The organism is Pseudomonas sp. NFX98, from assembly GCF_047784845.1.
Classification (GTDB): Bacteria; Pseudomonadota; Gammaproteobacteria; order Pseudomonadales; family Pseudomonadaceae; genus Aquipseudomonas.
This window is the reverse complement of record NZ_JBLNNF010000006.1, coordinates 19,660-32,622: the sequence shown is the minus strand read 5'-3', so window position 1 is coordinate 32,622 and position 12,963 is coordinate 19,660. Positions and strand designations below refer to the sequence as shown.

Below are 12,963 nucleotides of genomic sequence, written 5' to 3'. Positions count from 1 at the left end.
GTGTGGGCCGCACGCCTCTCGATGGTCTGAAAAAGATGCTGGATAATAAAGCATGACCCGCTTGACGGCTAGCGCCGTCGGAGACCCTTGCAATGCCTGACCAAGATGTACGTTTGCAACACCTGAAAGTTTGGCTCGATGAACAATTGGCGACCCTTTTTGCGGACCAGGGCTGGGGCTCCGTACCCCCGGCCACATTGACCGCGGCCAGCAGCGACGCGAGTTTCCGGCGTTATTTCCGTTGGGAAGGCGCGGGTAGAAGTTTCATCGTGATGGATGCGCCGCCGCCCCAGGAAAACTGCAAACCCTTCGTGGATATCGCTTTTTTGCTGGCGAAATCCGGAATAAATGTGCCGAAAATTTATGCCGAAGACCTCGAACGCGGATTTCTTTTGCTCAATGACCTGGGCAACAAGACCTATCTGGACGTGATCGACAGCGAAAATGCCGACGATTTGTTCAACGATGCCCTGCAAGCACTGTTGGCTTTTCAACAATTGCCGATGGTTGCGCCCTTGCCGAGTTATGACGTGGCGTTGTTGCGTCGCGAACTCGAACTGTTCCCTGAGTGGTACGTGAAGCGTGAATTGGGTATCGAGTTCGACGCCGCGCAACAAGTGCTCTGGCAGCAAATCAGCGATTTGTTGATCGACAGCGCCTTGGCCCAGCCAAAAGTCCTTGTGCACCGCGACTACATGCCACGCAACCTGATGCTCAGCGAGCCGAACCCCGGTGTGCTGGATTTCCAGGATGCGGTCTATGGTCCGGTGACCTACGACGTGACTTGCCTGTTCAAGGATGCCTTCCTCAGCTGGCCCGAGGAGCGCGTGCGCGGTTGGCTGGACAGCTATTGGCAGCAGGCCACTGCGTTGAACATTCCGGTGCAGCCGGACTTCGAAGACTTCCTGCGCGCCAGCGACCTGATGGGCGTTCAGCGTCACCTGAAAGTGATCGGTATCTTCGCGCGCATCTGCCATCGCGATGGCAAACCGCGTTATCTGGGCGATGTGCCGCGTTTCTTCGCCTATATAGAGGCTGTGATCGCTCGCCGTCCTGAGCTGGCTGAACTGGATGTGTTGCTGGCCAGTCTGCGCGCTGGAGTGAAGGCATGAAGGCGATGATTCTGGCGGCCGGCAAAGGCGAGCGCATGCGCCCGCTGACCCTGACCACGCCAAAGCCGCTGGTTCGCGCCGGCGGGGTGCCGCTGATCGAGTATCACCTGCGTGCGCTGGCTGCTGCCGGGTTTACCGAGATCGTGATCAACCATGCCTGGCTCGGTCAGCAGATCGAAGATTATCTGGGCGACGGTTCGCGCTATGGCGTCAGCATCCAGTACTCGCCGGAGGGCGAGCCGCTGGAAACCGGTGGCGGGATTTTCCGTGCATTGCCGTTGCTGGGTGATGAGGCCTTTGTCGTGGTCAATGGCGACATCTGGACCGATTACGACTTCAGTGTGTTGCATCAGCCGATTGTCGGCCTGGCTCACCTGGTGCTGGCGAACAACCCGGCTCATCACCCGAGCGGCGATTTCCAATTGATCGAAGGGAAGGTCCGCGACGGTCAAAAGGATGCAGCAACCCTGACTTACAGCGGCATCGCCGTGCTGCATCCGCAGCTGTTCGACGGTTGCTCCGCCGGGGCGTTCAAACTGGCGCCGTTGCTGCGTGCCGCGATGGCGAACGGGCAGGTGTCGGGCGAACACCTGAACGGGCAGTGGGTGGATGTCGGCACTCACGAGCGCTTGGCCGAAGCAGAAACCCTCATCGAAGCGAGCCGCTGACATGCTGTGGCCAGGGACTCTGATCGGAGCCGGAGCGGGCTTTGCCATTGCCAGCATTCCGGGGGCCATGCTCGGTGCCTTGTTGGGACAGGCGCTGGATCGACGCCTGCACCTGCAAAGCTGGGCGCATCTGCGTGAAAAACTCGGCGGTCGTCCGGTACTGCGCAACGATGAACTGCTGTTCGTGTTGCTCGGCCGGCTGGCCAAGTGTGACGGACGAGTGGTGGAGGGGCATATCCAGCAGGCGCGCCAGGAAATGCGCTCGCTGGAAATGAACGAACCGGCCCAGCGGCGGGCGATTGCCGCATTCAATCGCGGCAAGACGGGCAATGACCGATTGCGCGGTTATCTGCGTCGCCTGAGTGCTCAGCCCCATGCGGCCGAAGGCGTGTTACGCGCCTGTTGGCGGATGGTCTGGGCTGATGGTCGGGCTGGCAGTAGTGAGCGCGAGCTGATTGCCCTGTGGGGCAAGTGGCTGGGCTGGACGCCACATCAAGTGCAGGCACTGGCCCACGACTATGAGCCGCATAAGCGACCGCAGGTCAGCGGCGCGGTGACGTATCAGGACGCGTTGCGACTGTTGGGGGTGTCGGCTACCAGTGAGCCGGCGCAGATCAAACGCGCCTATCGGCGTCTGCTCAGTCGCCATCACCCGGACAAGATTGCCGGCAGCGGGGCGACGGTGTCGCAGGTTCGTGAGGCGACCGAGAAAACCCGGGAGCTGCACACTGCCTATACGCTGATTCGGCAGCGGCGGGATTTTCGCTAACCGCATCGCGGGCAAGCCACGCTCCCACAAGGTTTATGTCGATTGCAAAATTTGTGTACGACGCAAATCCTGTGGGAGCAAGCTTGCTCGCGATGGGGGCGACTCGGACTCTCAGTCCGCCGCATTCTGCGGACTCAACCAACCCCGCACCCGGCGAACCAGTTGCTCTTGTTGTGCCTTGCTGTCGCCCGGCAAGGCCTTGAGCGAAACCTGGCTGAAGGCCGAAGTCTTCAAGCGTTTGCTGGCCTGCAACCGCGCCAGCGCCGCGTTGCGGTCCAGCGGTTTGTCCATGTAGAAGATGTCGGCGGTAGGCAGTTTCAAGGTTGGGGCGAGCTCGTCCAGTTCCGGTTTCGCCTTGGCAGGTGTCTGCGCAGCAACCATGACAAACCGCTCGACTTGCGCTGTCTGCTTCTCGCTCAGATACCGTGCGGCCCAATAAGCGCCAGTGCCATGACCCAGTACGACGATGCTGCGAGCGCTTTGCTGTTCGGCGAATGCAATCGCCGCGTCGATGCGCGCGAAGATTCGCTCGGCATCGGCTTTGGACTGTTCTTCACTGGTTTCGGCGACGGGTTTGTCCGCCACTTCGGCTTCACCGCCGGCTGCCTGTTCGATGGGGGCAGCGGTGGTCGAGTCCTTACTGCCAGCGTCCGGCGTCTTGGGCGTTGGCGGCACTTCGGTAACGCGTGGCGCAATGGCATCGCTTTGCACGTCCGGCAAGGTGATACTCAGGCTGCTCCATTGCGCGTCCGGCAGTTGGCGGCGCAACGGGCCGATTGCTTGCGGCCAGTCAACGGTTTCGCCAGCGCCCGGGACGATAATCACCGCGCCTTTGGGTTCTGCGGTATTGGCCGGTTTCCACAAGGCCAGGAAAGTATCGCCGCCCGCTTGCAGTTGCTGCTGCTCCTGGGCCGGGATTTTTCGTTCGAGTGCTGCCGCTTCATCCTGACTACGCTCAGGCAACGGCTGGCGTTCAACCGGTTTTTCTTGCGCGGGTTGTTCCGCGGCGGCAGGCGCCGGATCGGCAGCCTCGACGGAAAAAGCGCATGGCAGGATCAGCGACAGGCACAATGCTGGCAGTGCCAGGCGGTAGACAGGGGGCATCGGATATTCCAGGCCAGAAGTGATTCCGGCAGCCTAATGGGTTGGTCAGTATTTGTCAGTGTGTGAGAGTTCGATGATGCGTTTTCACTGCCTGTGGGTTATCGGCTGGTTGTGGTTTCCCTTGATGGGCTGGGCGGCGGCCGCGCCACCGGCGCACATCGCACCGCTGTCCGCGGGCCAGCAACAATGGCTGGCGCAACAGGGCGAGTTGCGCGTCGGTCTGGTGTTGCAGGCGCCCTATGCGCAATACGATCGCCGCTTGCAGCGGTTGTCCGGGGTCAACGTCGAGCTGATGAAATGGCTGGCCAAATCGCTCAAGGTCGAGCTGAGCTGGCGTAACTTTCCCGATCTTGAACAGCTGGAAGCCGCCGCACGCGCGGGTCAAATCGACATCGCCCCGGGGTTGACCCAAACCCTTGGCGGGCTGCGCCTCTGGCAGTTTTCCGATCCGTACATGCGGGTGCCGCAACTGGTGGTCAGCGACCAGAAAAGCACCGGCGCGGTGGAGCTGGAGAAACTCGACAGCCAGACCCGCGTCGCCGTGCGCATGCCCAGCGCAACCGCCGACTACCTGCGCGGCAATTATCCGCACCTGAACCTTCAGGGCGTACCGATGGAGCGTCAGGCGCTGCAATTGTTGTTGAGCCAGCAGGCCGGTTACGCCGTGGTCGACGAAGCGCAATTGGGGCGGCTGTCCGTCGAGCCGGAATTCGCCGGGCTGGTGGTAGTGGGTGACATCGGTTTGCCGCAACTGTTGCGGGTGGCCACGCGGCGCGACAAGCCGGAGCTGGCTGGCATCATCGAAAGCGCGCTGCGAGCGATCCCGGCCAAGGATCTGGAAACGCTGCACAACCAATGGCTGCAACCCAAGTACCCGCGGCTCACCGAGTCGCCGGGCTTCTGGCAAAACCTCTGCCTGCTGTTGGTGGTGCTGGCGCTGAGCAGCATGGCGATCGTGTTCTGGCAGCGCCGCCAGCAGCACAGCCTGGAGCAACGACTGGCGGCGGCGCAGGCAGACATTGCCTTGCGCGCAGCCAGTGAAGAAGCGTTGCGGCTGACGCAGTTTTCCATCGATCAAAGCACCGTCGGCATCCTTTGGGTCAACTGGGACAGTCACGTGCGCTATGCCAACCGCGCTGCGGAAACCATGCTCGGTTACCCACCGGGCGGGATCATCGACCGGCCATTGATCGATTTCGAACCCGGCCTGCACATGGATCGCTGGTTGAACCTGTGGAAGCGCGCCAGGGCCAGCGACGAGTCACCGCAAAGTTTCGAAACCAATTGCCTGCGGGCCGACGGCAGCATCCTGCCGACGGATGTCTCGCTGAGCTTCTTGCGTTTTCGCGATGGCGAATATCTGGTGGTCTACCTCACTGACGTCACCGAGCGCCGTCGCGCCCTCGCGGCGTTGCAGGAAAGTGAAGCGCGGTTGCAAGGGATCGCGGCGAACGTTCCCGGATTGGTCTTTCGCCTGGAACGCGCGCCGGTGACAGGGCAGATCGACTTTGCCTACATCAGCGAGGGCAGCGAAAGTCTGGTGGGTTACTCGCCGGCAACGTTGGCTCATCGTGACAAAGGCCTGCGCAGCCTTGTGCATCCGGACGATAAAGCCAATTATCACCAGACCCAGGATCATGCGCTGGACACCGACAGCGACTGGTCGTGGCAAGGGCGAATTCTTACGCGTCAGGGCGAACAGCGCTGGGCCGAAATCAAGGCGATTACCCGTCAACTTGAAGACGGTGCCTACGTCTGGGACGGCATTGTCTGGGACATCAGCGAGAGCAAGCGCATCGAGCTGGAACTGGCCAGCTCCCGCGAACAGTTGCGGGAACTGTCCGCGCACTTGGAAAGCGTACGAGAGGAGGAAAAGGCACGCATCGCCCGTGAAGTTCACGACGAGTTGGGCCAGATGCTCACCGTGTTGAAGCTGGAGACGTCCATGTGCGAACTTGCCTACGCGCAACTGGACCCTGGGCTGAACGACCGCTTGAACAGCATGAAACGCTTGATCGCGCAGTTATTCCAGTTGGTGCGGGATGTGGCGACGGCGTTGCGACCACCGATTCTCGATGCCGGCATCGCCTCGGCCATCGAATGGCAGGCCCGCCGCTTCGAGGCGCGCACGCAGATTCCGTGTCTGGTGCAGGTGCCGGACAATTTGCCGGTGCTCAGCGATGCCAAGGCGATCGGTCTGTTTCGCATCCTTCAGGAGGCACTGACCAATGTCATGCGCCACGCCCAGGCGCATACTGTTGAACTGACGCTGGCCCTTGAAGGCGACGAGTTGTGTCTGACCGTCAGTGATGATGGCGTAGGATTTGTCGCTGCGGCGGGCAGGCCGACTTCCTTTGGCGTGGTCGGCATGCGCGAGCGGGTGTTGATCATGGGCGGGCAGTTGTCGCTTGAAAGTGAGCCCGGAGAGGGCACGACCCTTATCGTGCGAGTGCCGTTGGATGAGGAGAAGTAAGTGATCCGTGTACTGGTAGCCGAAGACCACACCATCGTCCGCGAAGGCATCAAGCAATTGATCGGCCTGGCCAAGGATCTGCTGGTGGTGGGGGAGGCGAGCAATGGTGAGCAGTTGCTCGAAACCTTGCGGCATGTGCCCTGCGAAGTGGTGTTGCTGGATATCTCCATGCCGGGCGTTAACGGCCTGGAAGCGATTCCACGGATCCGTGCGCTGAACAATCCTCCGGTGATTCTGGTGCTGTCGATGCACGACGAAGCGCAGATGGCGGCCCGGGCTTTGAAGGTCGGTGCGGCTGGTTATGCGACCAAGGACAGTGATCCGGCGCTATTGCTGACAGCCATTCGCCGGGTCGCGGCGGGCGGGCGTTATATCGACCCGGACCTCGCCGACCGCATGGTCTTCGAAGTCGGCCTGACCGATTCGCGGCCATTGCACTCGCTGCTGTCAGAGCGTGAGTTCTCCGTGTTCGAACGCCTGGCCCAGGGCGCCAATGTCAACGACATCGCCCAGCAACTGGCCTTGAGCAGCAAGACCATCAGCACCCACAAGGCGCGGCTGATGCAGAAGCTCAACATCACCTCGCTGGCCGAGTTGGTGAAGTACGCGATGGAACACAAGCTCCTCTGAATTCTGCCAATTCCTGTAGGAGCACGGCTTGCCGGCGATGGCGTCCTTGAAATCGCCATCGCCAGCAAGCTGTGCTCCTACAGGGTTTCGTGTTCGCATATCCATTTGCGACACCTCAAAACACAGCGTTTGCCTTTACTTGCGGCTTGCAGCTGATCGCTTGCCACTGCCTTTATCCAATCCCGCCATCCTTGTAGGGCAATCCCTACCCCCAACCTTCCATCCGGCTGAGGCGATTCTCTCCTGCGCCCCGATTTGCGTGGTCCGCAGCGTCCACTAGGCTTAGTCCACAGCAGTCATCAACAACAAAGGTGTGGGTATGAGCCAGGTCGATTCAAGTGCAGGGGCCAATGATGTTCTGGTCAGCTTTCGTGGAGTGCAGAAGAGCTACGACGGCGAGAACCTGATCGTCAAAGACCTCAACCTGGACATTCGCAAAGGCGAATTCCTCACCTTGCTCGGGCCGTCCGGCTCCGGCAAGACCACTAGCCTGATGATGCTCGCCGGTTTCGAAACACCGACTGCGGGTGAAATTCTGCTGGCCGGGCGCTCCATCAACAACGTGCCGCCGCACAAGCGTGACATCGGCATGGTGTTCCAGAACTATGCGCTGTTCCCGCACATGACGGTCGCCGAGAACCTGGCGTTCCCTCTGACCGTGCGCGGTTTGAACAAAAGCGACGTCAGCGACAGGGTGAAAAAAGTCCTCAGCATGGTCCAGCTCGACACCTTTGCGCAGCGTTACCCGGCGCAACTGTCCGGCGGTCAGCAGCAACGTGTGGCATTGGCCCGCGCGTTGGTGTTCGAGCCGCAACTGGTGCTGATGGACGAACCTCTCGGCGCACTCGACAAACAACTGCGTGAACACATGCAGATGGAAATCAAGCACCTGCACCAGCGCTTGGGCGTGACCGTGGTCTACGTGACCCACGACCAGGGCGAAGCCCTGACCATGTCCGACCGTGTGGCGGTGTTCCATCAAGGCGAAATCCAGCAGATCGCGCCGCCGCGCACGCTCTACGAAGAGCCGAAAAACACCTTCGTCGCCAACTTCATCGGCGAAAACAACCGTCTCAATGGCCGTCTGCACAGCCAGACCGGCGACCGCTGCGTGGTCGAACTGGGGCGTGGTGAAAAAGTTGAAGCGCTGGCGGTGAATGTCGGCAAGACCGGCGAACCCGTCACCTTGTCTATTCGCCCGGAGCGCGTGAGCCTCAATGGTTCCAGCGAGTCGTGCGTCAACCGCTTCTCGGGAAGGGTGGCGGAATTCATCTATCTGGGCGACCACGTCCGGGTTCGCCTGGAAGTCTGTGGCAAGACCGACTTCTTCGTGAAACAACCGATTGCCGAGCTCGATCCTGCGCTCGCCGTCGGTGACGTGGTTCCGCTTGGCTGGCAGGTCGAACACGTTCGTGCGCTCGACCCACTTCTAGAGGCGAACTGATCGCCCTTCTGCTTCACCAACCCTGCACGTGGAGAACAATATCAATGTTGAAATCCCTGAAATTCACAGCTCTGGTCATGGGCATGATCGGTGCCTCGCATGCGATGGCCGCTGGCCCGGACCTGACCGTGGTGTCCTTTGGCGGGGCGAACAAGGCGGCGCAGGTCAAAGCCTTCTACGCACCGTGGGAAGCGGCAGGCAACGGCAAGATCGTGGCGGGCGAATACAACGGTGAAATGGCCAAGGTCAAGGCCATGGTCGACACCAAGAGCGTGTCCTGGGACCTGGTAGAAGTTGAGTCGCCGGAGCTGTCCCGTGGTTGTGACGAAGACATGTTCGAGCAACTGGACCCGGCACTGTTCGGCAAGACCGAAGATTACGTCAAAGGCGCTATCCAGCCATGCGGCGTGGGCTTCTTTGTGTGGTCGACCGTGTTGGCCTACAACGCCGACAAACTGGCTTCCGCGCCGACCAGCTGGGTCGATTTCTGGGACACCAAGAAATTCCCGGGCAAGCGCGGCCTGCGTAAGGGCGCCAAGTACACCCTGGAATTCGCACTGATGGCCGACGGCGTTGCGCCGAAAGACGTCTACAAAGTGCTGGCCGGCAAAGACGGTCAGGACCGCGCGTTCAAGAAACTCGATGAACTCAAGCCGAACATCCAGTGGTGGGAAGCCGGCGCACAACCGCCGCAATACCTCGCCTCCGGTGACGTGGTCATGAGCTCGGCCTACAACGGTCGCATCGCTGCCGTACAGAAAGAAAGCAACCTGAAAGTGGTGTGGAACGGCGGCATCTACGACTTCGACGCATGGGCCATTCCAAAAGGTCTGGACGCCAAGCGCGCCGAAGCGGCGAAGAAATTCATCGCCTTCTCGGTACAGCCACAGCAGCAGAAGACCTACTCGGAAAACATCGCCTACGGCCCGGCCAACACCCAAGCCGTACCGCTGCTGGCCAAGGATGTCCTGAAAGACATGCCGACCACCCCGGAAAATATCGCCAACCAGGTGCAGATCGACGTCAGCTTCTGGGCTGACAACGGCGAGCAACTGGAACAGCGCTTCAATTCCTGGGCTGCTAAATAAGTAAACCTGTGGTTTGAACACCGCAATCCTTGTGGGAGCGAGCTTGCTCGCGATAGCAGGGGGTCAGTCAGCATTGATGTTGAATGTTCTGCCCCCATCGCGAGCAAGCTCGCTCCCACAGGTTATTTGTATGCCTCTGTAACGATCAAAGATTTCCGGAGTACGCCATGGCTATCGCCGTTCCCGTGAACGCGGGCACTGACCCCACCTTGAAGCAGCGGCTCAAGCATGCCGAGCGGGTCAACCGCTGGAAGGCCCAGGCCCTGATCGCGCCGCTGGTGCTGTTTCTGTTGCTGGTGTTCCTCGTGCCGATCGTGGCGCTGCTCTACAAAAGCGTGGGCAACCCGGAAGTGGTCGGCGGCATGCCGCGCACTGTGTCCGCCATCGCCAGTTGGGACGGCCGCGGCCTGCCTGCTGAACCGGTTTACAAAGCGGCCGCCGAAGACCTCGCCGAAGCCCGCAAGAATCAAACACTGGGCGATTTGTCCAAGCGCCTGAACATGGAACTGGCCGGCTACCGCAGCCTGCTGACCAAAACTGCCCGCGCCTTGCCGCTCGCCACTGAACCGGCCTCCTATAAAGAAGCGCTGGAAGGTCTCGATGAGCGCTGGGGCGACCCGGCCTACTGGCAAGCGGTACGCCGCAACACCAGCAGCATCACCCCGTATTACCTGCTGGCGGCCGTCGATCATCGCATCGACGATCTCGGCGAAATCGCCCCGGCCACTCCTGACCAGGCGATCTACCTCGACATCTTTGCCCGTACCTTCTGGATGGGCCTGATCATCACCGTGATCTGCCTGGTGCTGGCCTATCCACTGGCTTACCTGTTGGCGAACCTGCCGTCGCGCCAAAGCAACCTGCTGATGATCCTGGTGCTGCTGCCGTTCTGGACCTCGATTCTTGTACGGGTCGCCGCGTGGATCGTGTTGCTGCAATCCGGTGGCCTGATCAACAGCGGCCTGATGGCCATGGGCATCATCGATAAGCCGATCGAGCTGGTGTTCAACCGTGTCGGTGTCTACATCTCGATGGTGCACATCCTGCTGCCGTTCATGATTCTGCCAATCTACAGCGTGATGAAAGGCATCTCGCCGACTTACATGCGTGCCGCGATTTCCCTCGGTTGCCACCCGTTCGCCAGTTTCTGGCGAGTGTACTTCCCGCAGACCTATGCCGGTGTCGGCGCCGGTTGCCTGTTGGTGTTCATCCTCGCCATCGGCTACTACATCACTCCGGCATTGCTGGGCAGCCCGAACGATCAAATGGTCAGCTACTTCGTCGCCTTCTACACCAACACCAGCATCAACTGGGGCATGGCGACCGCACTCGGCGGGCTGCTGTTGCTCGCGACGGTCGTGCTTTATCTGATTTACAGCTGGCTGGTGGGCGCGAGCCGCCTGCGCCTGAGCTAAGGGGAGAACGAAATGCTGAGTCCTTACATGTCGCCCATCGAACGGGTGTGGTTCTACAGCTTGCGGATTCTCTGCGGCTTGATTCTGTTGTTCCTGATCCTGCCGGTGCTGGTGATCATTCCGCTGTCGTTCAACTCCGGCAGTTTCCTGGTGTACCCGCTGCAAGGCTTCTCGTTGCAGTGGTACCACGATTTCTTCGCCTCGGCGGAGTGGATGCGCGCCCTGAAGAACAGCATCATCGTCGCCCCGGCGGCCACGGTGCTGGCGATGATTTTCGGCACGCTGGCGGCCATCGGCCTGACCCGTGGCGACTTCCCCGGCAAGGCGCTGGTGATGGCGCTGGTCATTTCGCCGATGGTGGTGCCGGTGGTGATCATCGGTGTGGCCAGTTATCTGTTCTTCGCGCCGTTGGGGCTGGGCAACAGCTTCTTCTCGTTGATCGTGGTGCATGCGGTGCTGGGTGTGCCGTTTGTAATCATCACGGTGTCGGCAACGTTGCAAGGCTTTAACCACAATCTGGTGCGCGCTGCTGCCAGCCTCGGCGCTTCGCCGCTGACCGCGTTCCGCCGGGTGACTTTGCCGCTGATTGCACCGGGCGTGATTTCCGGTGCGTTGTTCGCCTTCGCTACCTCCTTCGATGAAGTGGTGGTGACGCTGTTCCTCGCCGGCCCCGAGCAAGCGACGCTGCCTCGGCAGATGTTCAGCGGCATCCGCGAAAACCTCAGCCCGACCATCGCCGCCGCCGCAACGCTGCTGATCGCCTTCTCGGTGATCCTGCTGCTGACGCTGGAATGGCTGCGTGGTCGCAGCGAGAAACTGCGTACCGCACAGGTTTAATGCAATCCACTGTAGGAGCTGCCGAAGGCTGCGATCTTTTGATCTTAAAATCAAAGTCAAAAGATCGTCCGATCGCGGCCCGAGCCTTCGGCAGCTCCTACAGTGGATTTGTGGTGTTTTTGGGGAGTCCGGTCATTCACGACCTGAATACAAGACAACCCAAAAACCCCAGCTACTATTGTGCCCAGCTCCCACATCTATAAGAGGCTGCGCACATGAGTCTTTCCTCTTTCAAAATCGCTCACAAACTGATCACCGGCGCAGGGGCCATCGAGCAACTGTCTGCTGAGCTGTCACGGCTGGACATTGACAATCCGCTGATCGTCACCGACGCCGCGCTGGTCAAGTCCGGCACGGTAGAGCTGGCGCTGGCGCAGCTGGGTGGCCGAAGCTACGAAATCTTCGACCGCGTGCTGCCTGATCCGGAAATCGCCATCGTCGAAGACTGCATGCGCGTTTACCGCGAAGGCGGGCATGACGGCTTGATCGGTCTGGGCGGTGGCAGCGCCATCGATATCGCCAAAAGTGTCGCGGCATATGCCGGCTACCACGGCGCGCTGGAGGATTTGTTCGGTGTCGACCAGGTGCCGCGTAAAGGCCCGCCGCTGATTGCGATTCCAACCACTGCCGGCACCGGTTCGGAAGTGACCAACGTGGCGATCCTCTCCGACAAGGTCGCGCAACTGAAGAAGGGCATCGTCAGCGACTATCTGTTGCCGGACGTGGCGCTGGTCAGTCCGCAGATGACCCTGACCTGCCCGCGCGGTGTCACGGCCGCCAGCGGTGTCGATGCATTGGTGCATGCCATCGAATCCTATCTGTCGGTCAATGCTTCGCCGATTACCGATGCCCTGGCCATCGGCGCGATCAAGCTGATCGCCAAGGCTCTGCCCAAGGCCTACGCCAATCCATCGAACCTGCAGGCACGGGAAGACATGGCCACCGCCAGCCTGATGGCCGGCATGGCGTTCGGTAATGCCGGGGTCGGCGCGGTGCACGCGCTGGCGTACCCGCTGGGCGGGCGTTTCAACATCGCCCATGGCGTGAGCAACGCCTTGCTGCTGCCCTATGTCATGACCTGGAACAAGATGGCCTGCGTCGAACGCATGCAGGATATCGCCGAGGCCATGGGGGTGAAGACCGCTCATCTGAGTGCCAACGAAGCGGCCGACAAAGCCGTGGAGGCCATGACCGAGTTGTGTGCGGCCGTGGAAATCCCCAAAGGCTTGCGCAGTTTCGGGGTTCCCGAAGACGCCATCCCCGCCATGGCAGTGGAAGCGGCGGGCATTGAGCGCTTGATGCGCAACAATCCACGCAAATTGAGCGCGATTGATATCGAGAAGATCTACCGCGCGGCCTACTGATCATCGCGCTCACGGTGCGCGCGCCAAAGCATGAGGTATACAATGCGCGCCATCGTGAT

At 60.7% G+C, this 12,963-nt stretch carries 11 protein-coding genes; 10 read left to right on the top strand and 1 reads right to left on the bottom strand.

Annotated features, from left to right (window positions below):
• The first annotated feature begins 92 nt into the window (after positions 1-92).
• Genes ACM110_RS09350 through ACM110_RS09340 form a run of 3 tightly spaced genes read left to right on the top strand, consistent with a single transcriptional unit; the run spans position 93 to position 2,549 of the window.
• Positions 93-1,112 (top strand): aminoglycoside phosphotransferase family protein, encoded by a 1,020-nt coding sequence (locus ACM110_RS09350; protein WP_416127541.1) that lies wholly within the window; start codon positions 93-95, stop codon positions 1,110-1,112.
• Positions 1,109-1,780 (top strand): N-acetylmuramate alpha-1-phosphate uridylyltransferase MurU, encoded by a 672-nt coding sequence (murU, locus tag ACM110_RS09345; protein ID WP_416127540.1) that lies wholly within the window; start codon positions 1,109-1,111, stop codon positions 1,778-1,780. Before ACM110_RS09350 ends, murU begins: the two co-directional genes overlap by 4 nt.
• Position 1,781: 1 nt before the next feature.
• A complete protein-coding gene (locus ACM110_RS09340; RefSeq protein WP_416127539.1) occupies positions 1,782-2,549 on the top strand; it encodes a TerB family tellurite resistance protein in 768 nt (255 codons plus the stop codon).
• A gap of 111 nt (positions 2,550-2,660) precedes the next feature.
• On the opposite strand, the gene ACM110_RS09335 is transcribed toward ACM110_RS09340, so the two are convergent.
• The gene (locus tag ACM110_RS09335; protein ID WP_416127538.1) at positions 2,661-3,653 is read right to left on the bottom strand and encodes an alpha/beta hydrolase family protein; all 993 of its coding nucleotides are present in this window, start codon (positions 3,651-3,653) and stop codon (positions 2,661-2,663) included.
• A gap of 73 nt (positions 3,654-3,726) precedes the next feature.
• Here ACM110_RS09335 and ACM110_RS09330 point away from each other — a divergent pair, with 73 nt between their 5' ends.
• The 7 genes from ACM110_RS09330 to ACM110_RS09300 all read left to right on the top strand — a co-directional run bounded on the left by ACM110_RS09330 (position 3,727) and on the right by ACM110_RS09300 (position 12,904).
• Complete coding sequence (locus ACM110_RS09330) at positions 3,727-6,126, top strand: PAS domain S-box protein (protein ID WP_416127537.1); 2,400 nt, start codon at positions 3,727-3,729, stop codon at positions 6,124-6,126.
• The gene (locus tag ACM110_RS09325) at positions 6,127-6,756 is read left to right on the top strand and encodes a response regulator transcription factor (RefSeq protein WP_020798801.1); all 630 of its coding nucleotides are present in this window, start codon (positions 6,127-6,129) and stop codon (positions 6,754-6,756) included.
• 319 nt (positions 6,757-7,075) lie between these two features.
• Entirely contained in the window at positions 7,076-8,200 is a 1,125-nt protein-coding gene (locus ACM110_RS09320) for an ABC transporter ATP-binding protein (protein ID WP_338583465.1), read from the top strand.
• A gap of 44 nt (positions 8,201-8,244) precedes the next feature.
• Positions 8,245-9,288 (top strand): ABC transporter substrate-binding protein, encoded by a 1,044-nt coding sequence (locus ACM110_RS09315; protein WP_338583464.1) that lies wholly within the window; start codon positions 8,245-8,247, stop codon positions 9,286-9,288.
• 167 nt (positions 9,289-9,455) lie between these two features.
• Positions 9,456-10,703 carry an ABC transporter permease gene (locus ACM110_RS09310; RefSeq protein ID WP_056853527.1) on the top strand — a complete coding sequence of 416 codons (1,248 nt, stop codon included), beginning with the start codon at positions 9,456-9,458 and terminating at the stop codon, positions 10,701-10,703.
• Between the two features lie 12 nt (positions 10,704-10,715).
• Positions 10,716-11,540 (top strand): ABC transporter permease, encoded by an 825-nt coding sequence (locus tag ACM110_RS09305; RefSeq protein WP_008084123.1) that lies wholly within the window; start codon positions 10,716-10,718, stop codon positions 11,538-11,540.
• A 215-nt stretch (positions 11,541-11,755) separates the two neighbouring features.
• A complete protein-coding gene (locus tag ACM110_RS09300; RefSeq protein WP_416127536.1) occupies positions 11,756-12,904 on the top strand; it encodes an iron-containing alcohol dehydrogenase in 1,149 nt (382 codons plus the stop codon).
• The last annotated feature ends 59 nt before the right edge of the window (positions 12,905-12,963 follow it).

Coding starts and splice junctions, on each gene's coding strand:
- ACM110_RS09300 (WP_416127536.1), top strand. CDS start 11,756: ATGAGTCTTTCCTCTTTCAAAATCGCTCACAAACTGATCACCGGCGCA.
- ACM110_RS09315 (WP_338583464.1), top strand. CDS start 8,245: ATGTTGAAATCCCTGAAATTCACAGCTCTGGTCATGGGCATGATCGGT.
- murU (WP_416127540.1), top strand. CDS start 1,109: ATGAAGGCGATGATTCTGGCGGCCGGCAAAGGCGAGCGCATGCGCCCG.
- ACM110_RS09340 (WP_416127539.1), top strand. CDS start 1,782: ATGCTGTGGCCAGGGACTCTGATCGGAGCCGGAGCGGGCTTTGCCATT.
- ACM110_RS09310 (WP_056853527.1), top strand. CDS start 9,456: ATGGCTATCGCCGTTCCCGTGAACGCGGGCACTGACCCCACCTTGAAG.
- ACM110_RS09350 (WP_416127541.1), top strand. CDS start 93: ATGCCTGACCAAGATGTACGTTTGCAACACCTGAAAGTTTGGCTCGAT.
- ACM110_RS09320 (WP_338583465.1), top strand. CDS start 7,076: ATGAGCCAGGTCGATTCAAGTGCAGGGGCCAATGATGTTCTGGTCAGC.
- ACM110_RS09330 (WP_416127537.1), top strand. CDS start 3,727: ATGATGCGTTTTCACTGCCTGTGGGTTATCGGCTGGTTGTGGTTTCCC.
- ACM110_RS09335 (WP_416127538.1), bottom strand. CDS start 3,653: ATGCCCCCTGTCTACCGCCTGGCACTGCCAGCATTGTGCCTGTCGCTG.
- ACM110_RS09305 (WP_008084123.1), top strand. CDS start 10,716: ATGCTGAGTCCTTACATGTCGCCCATCGAACGGGTGTGGTTCTACAGC.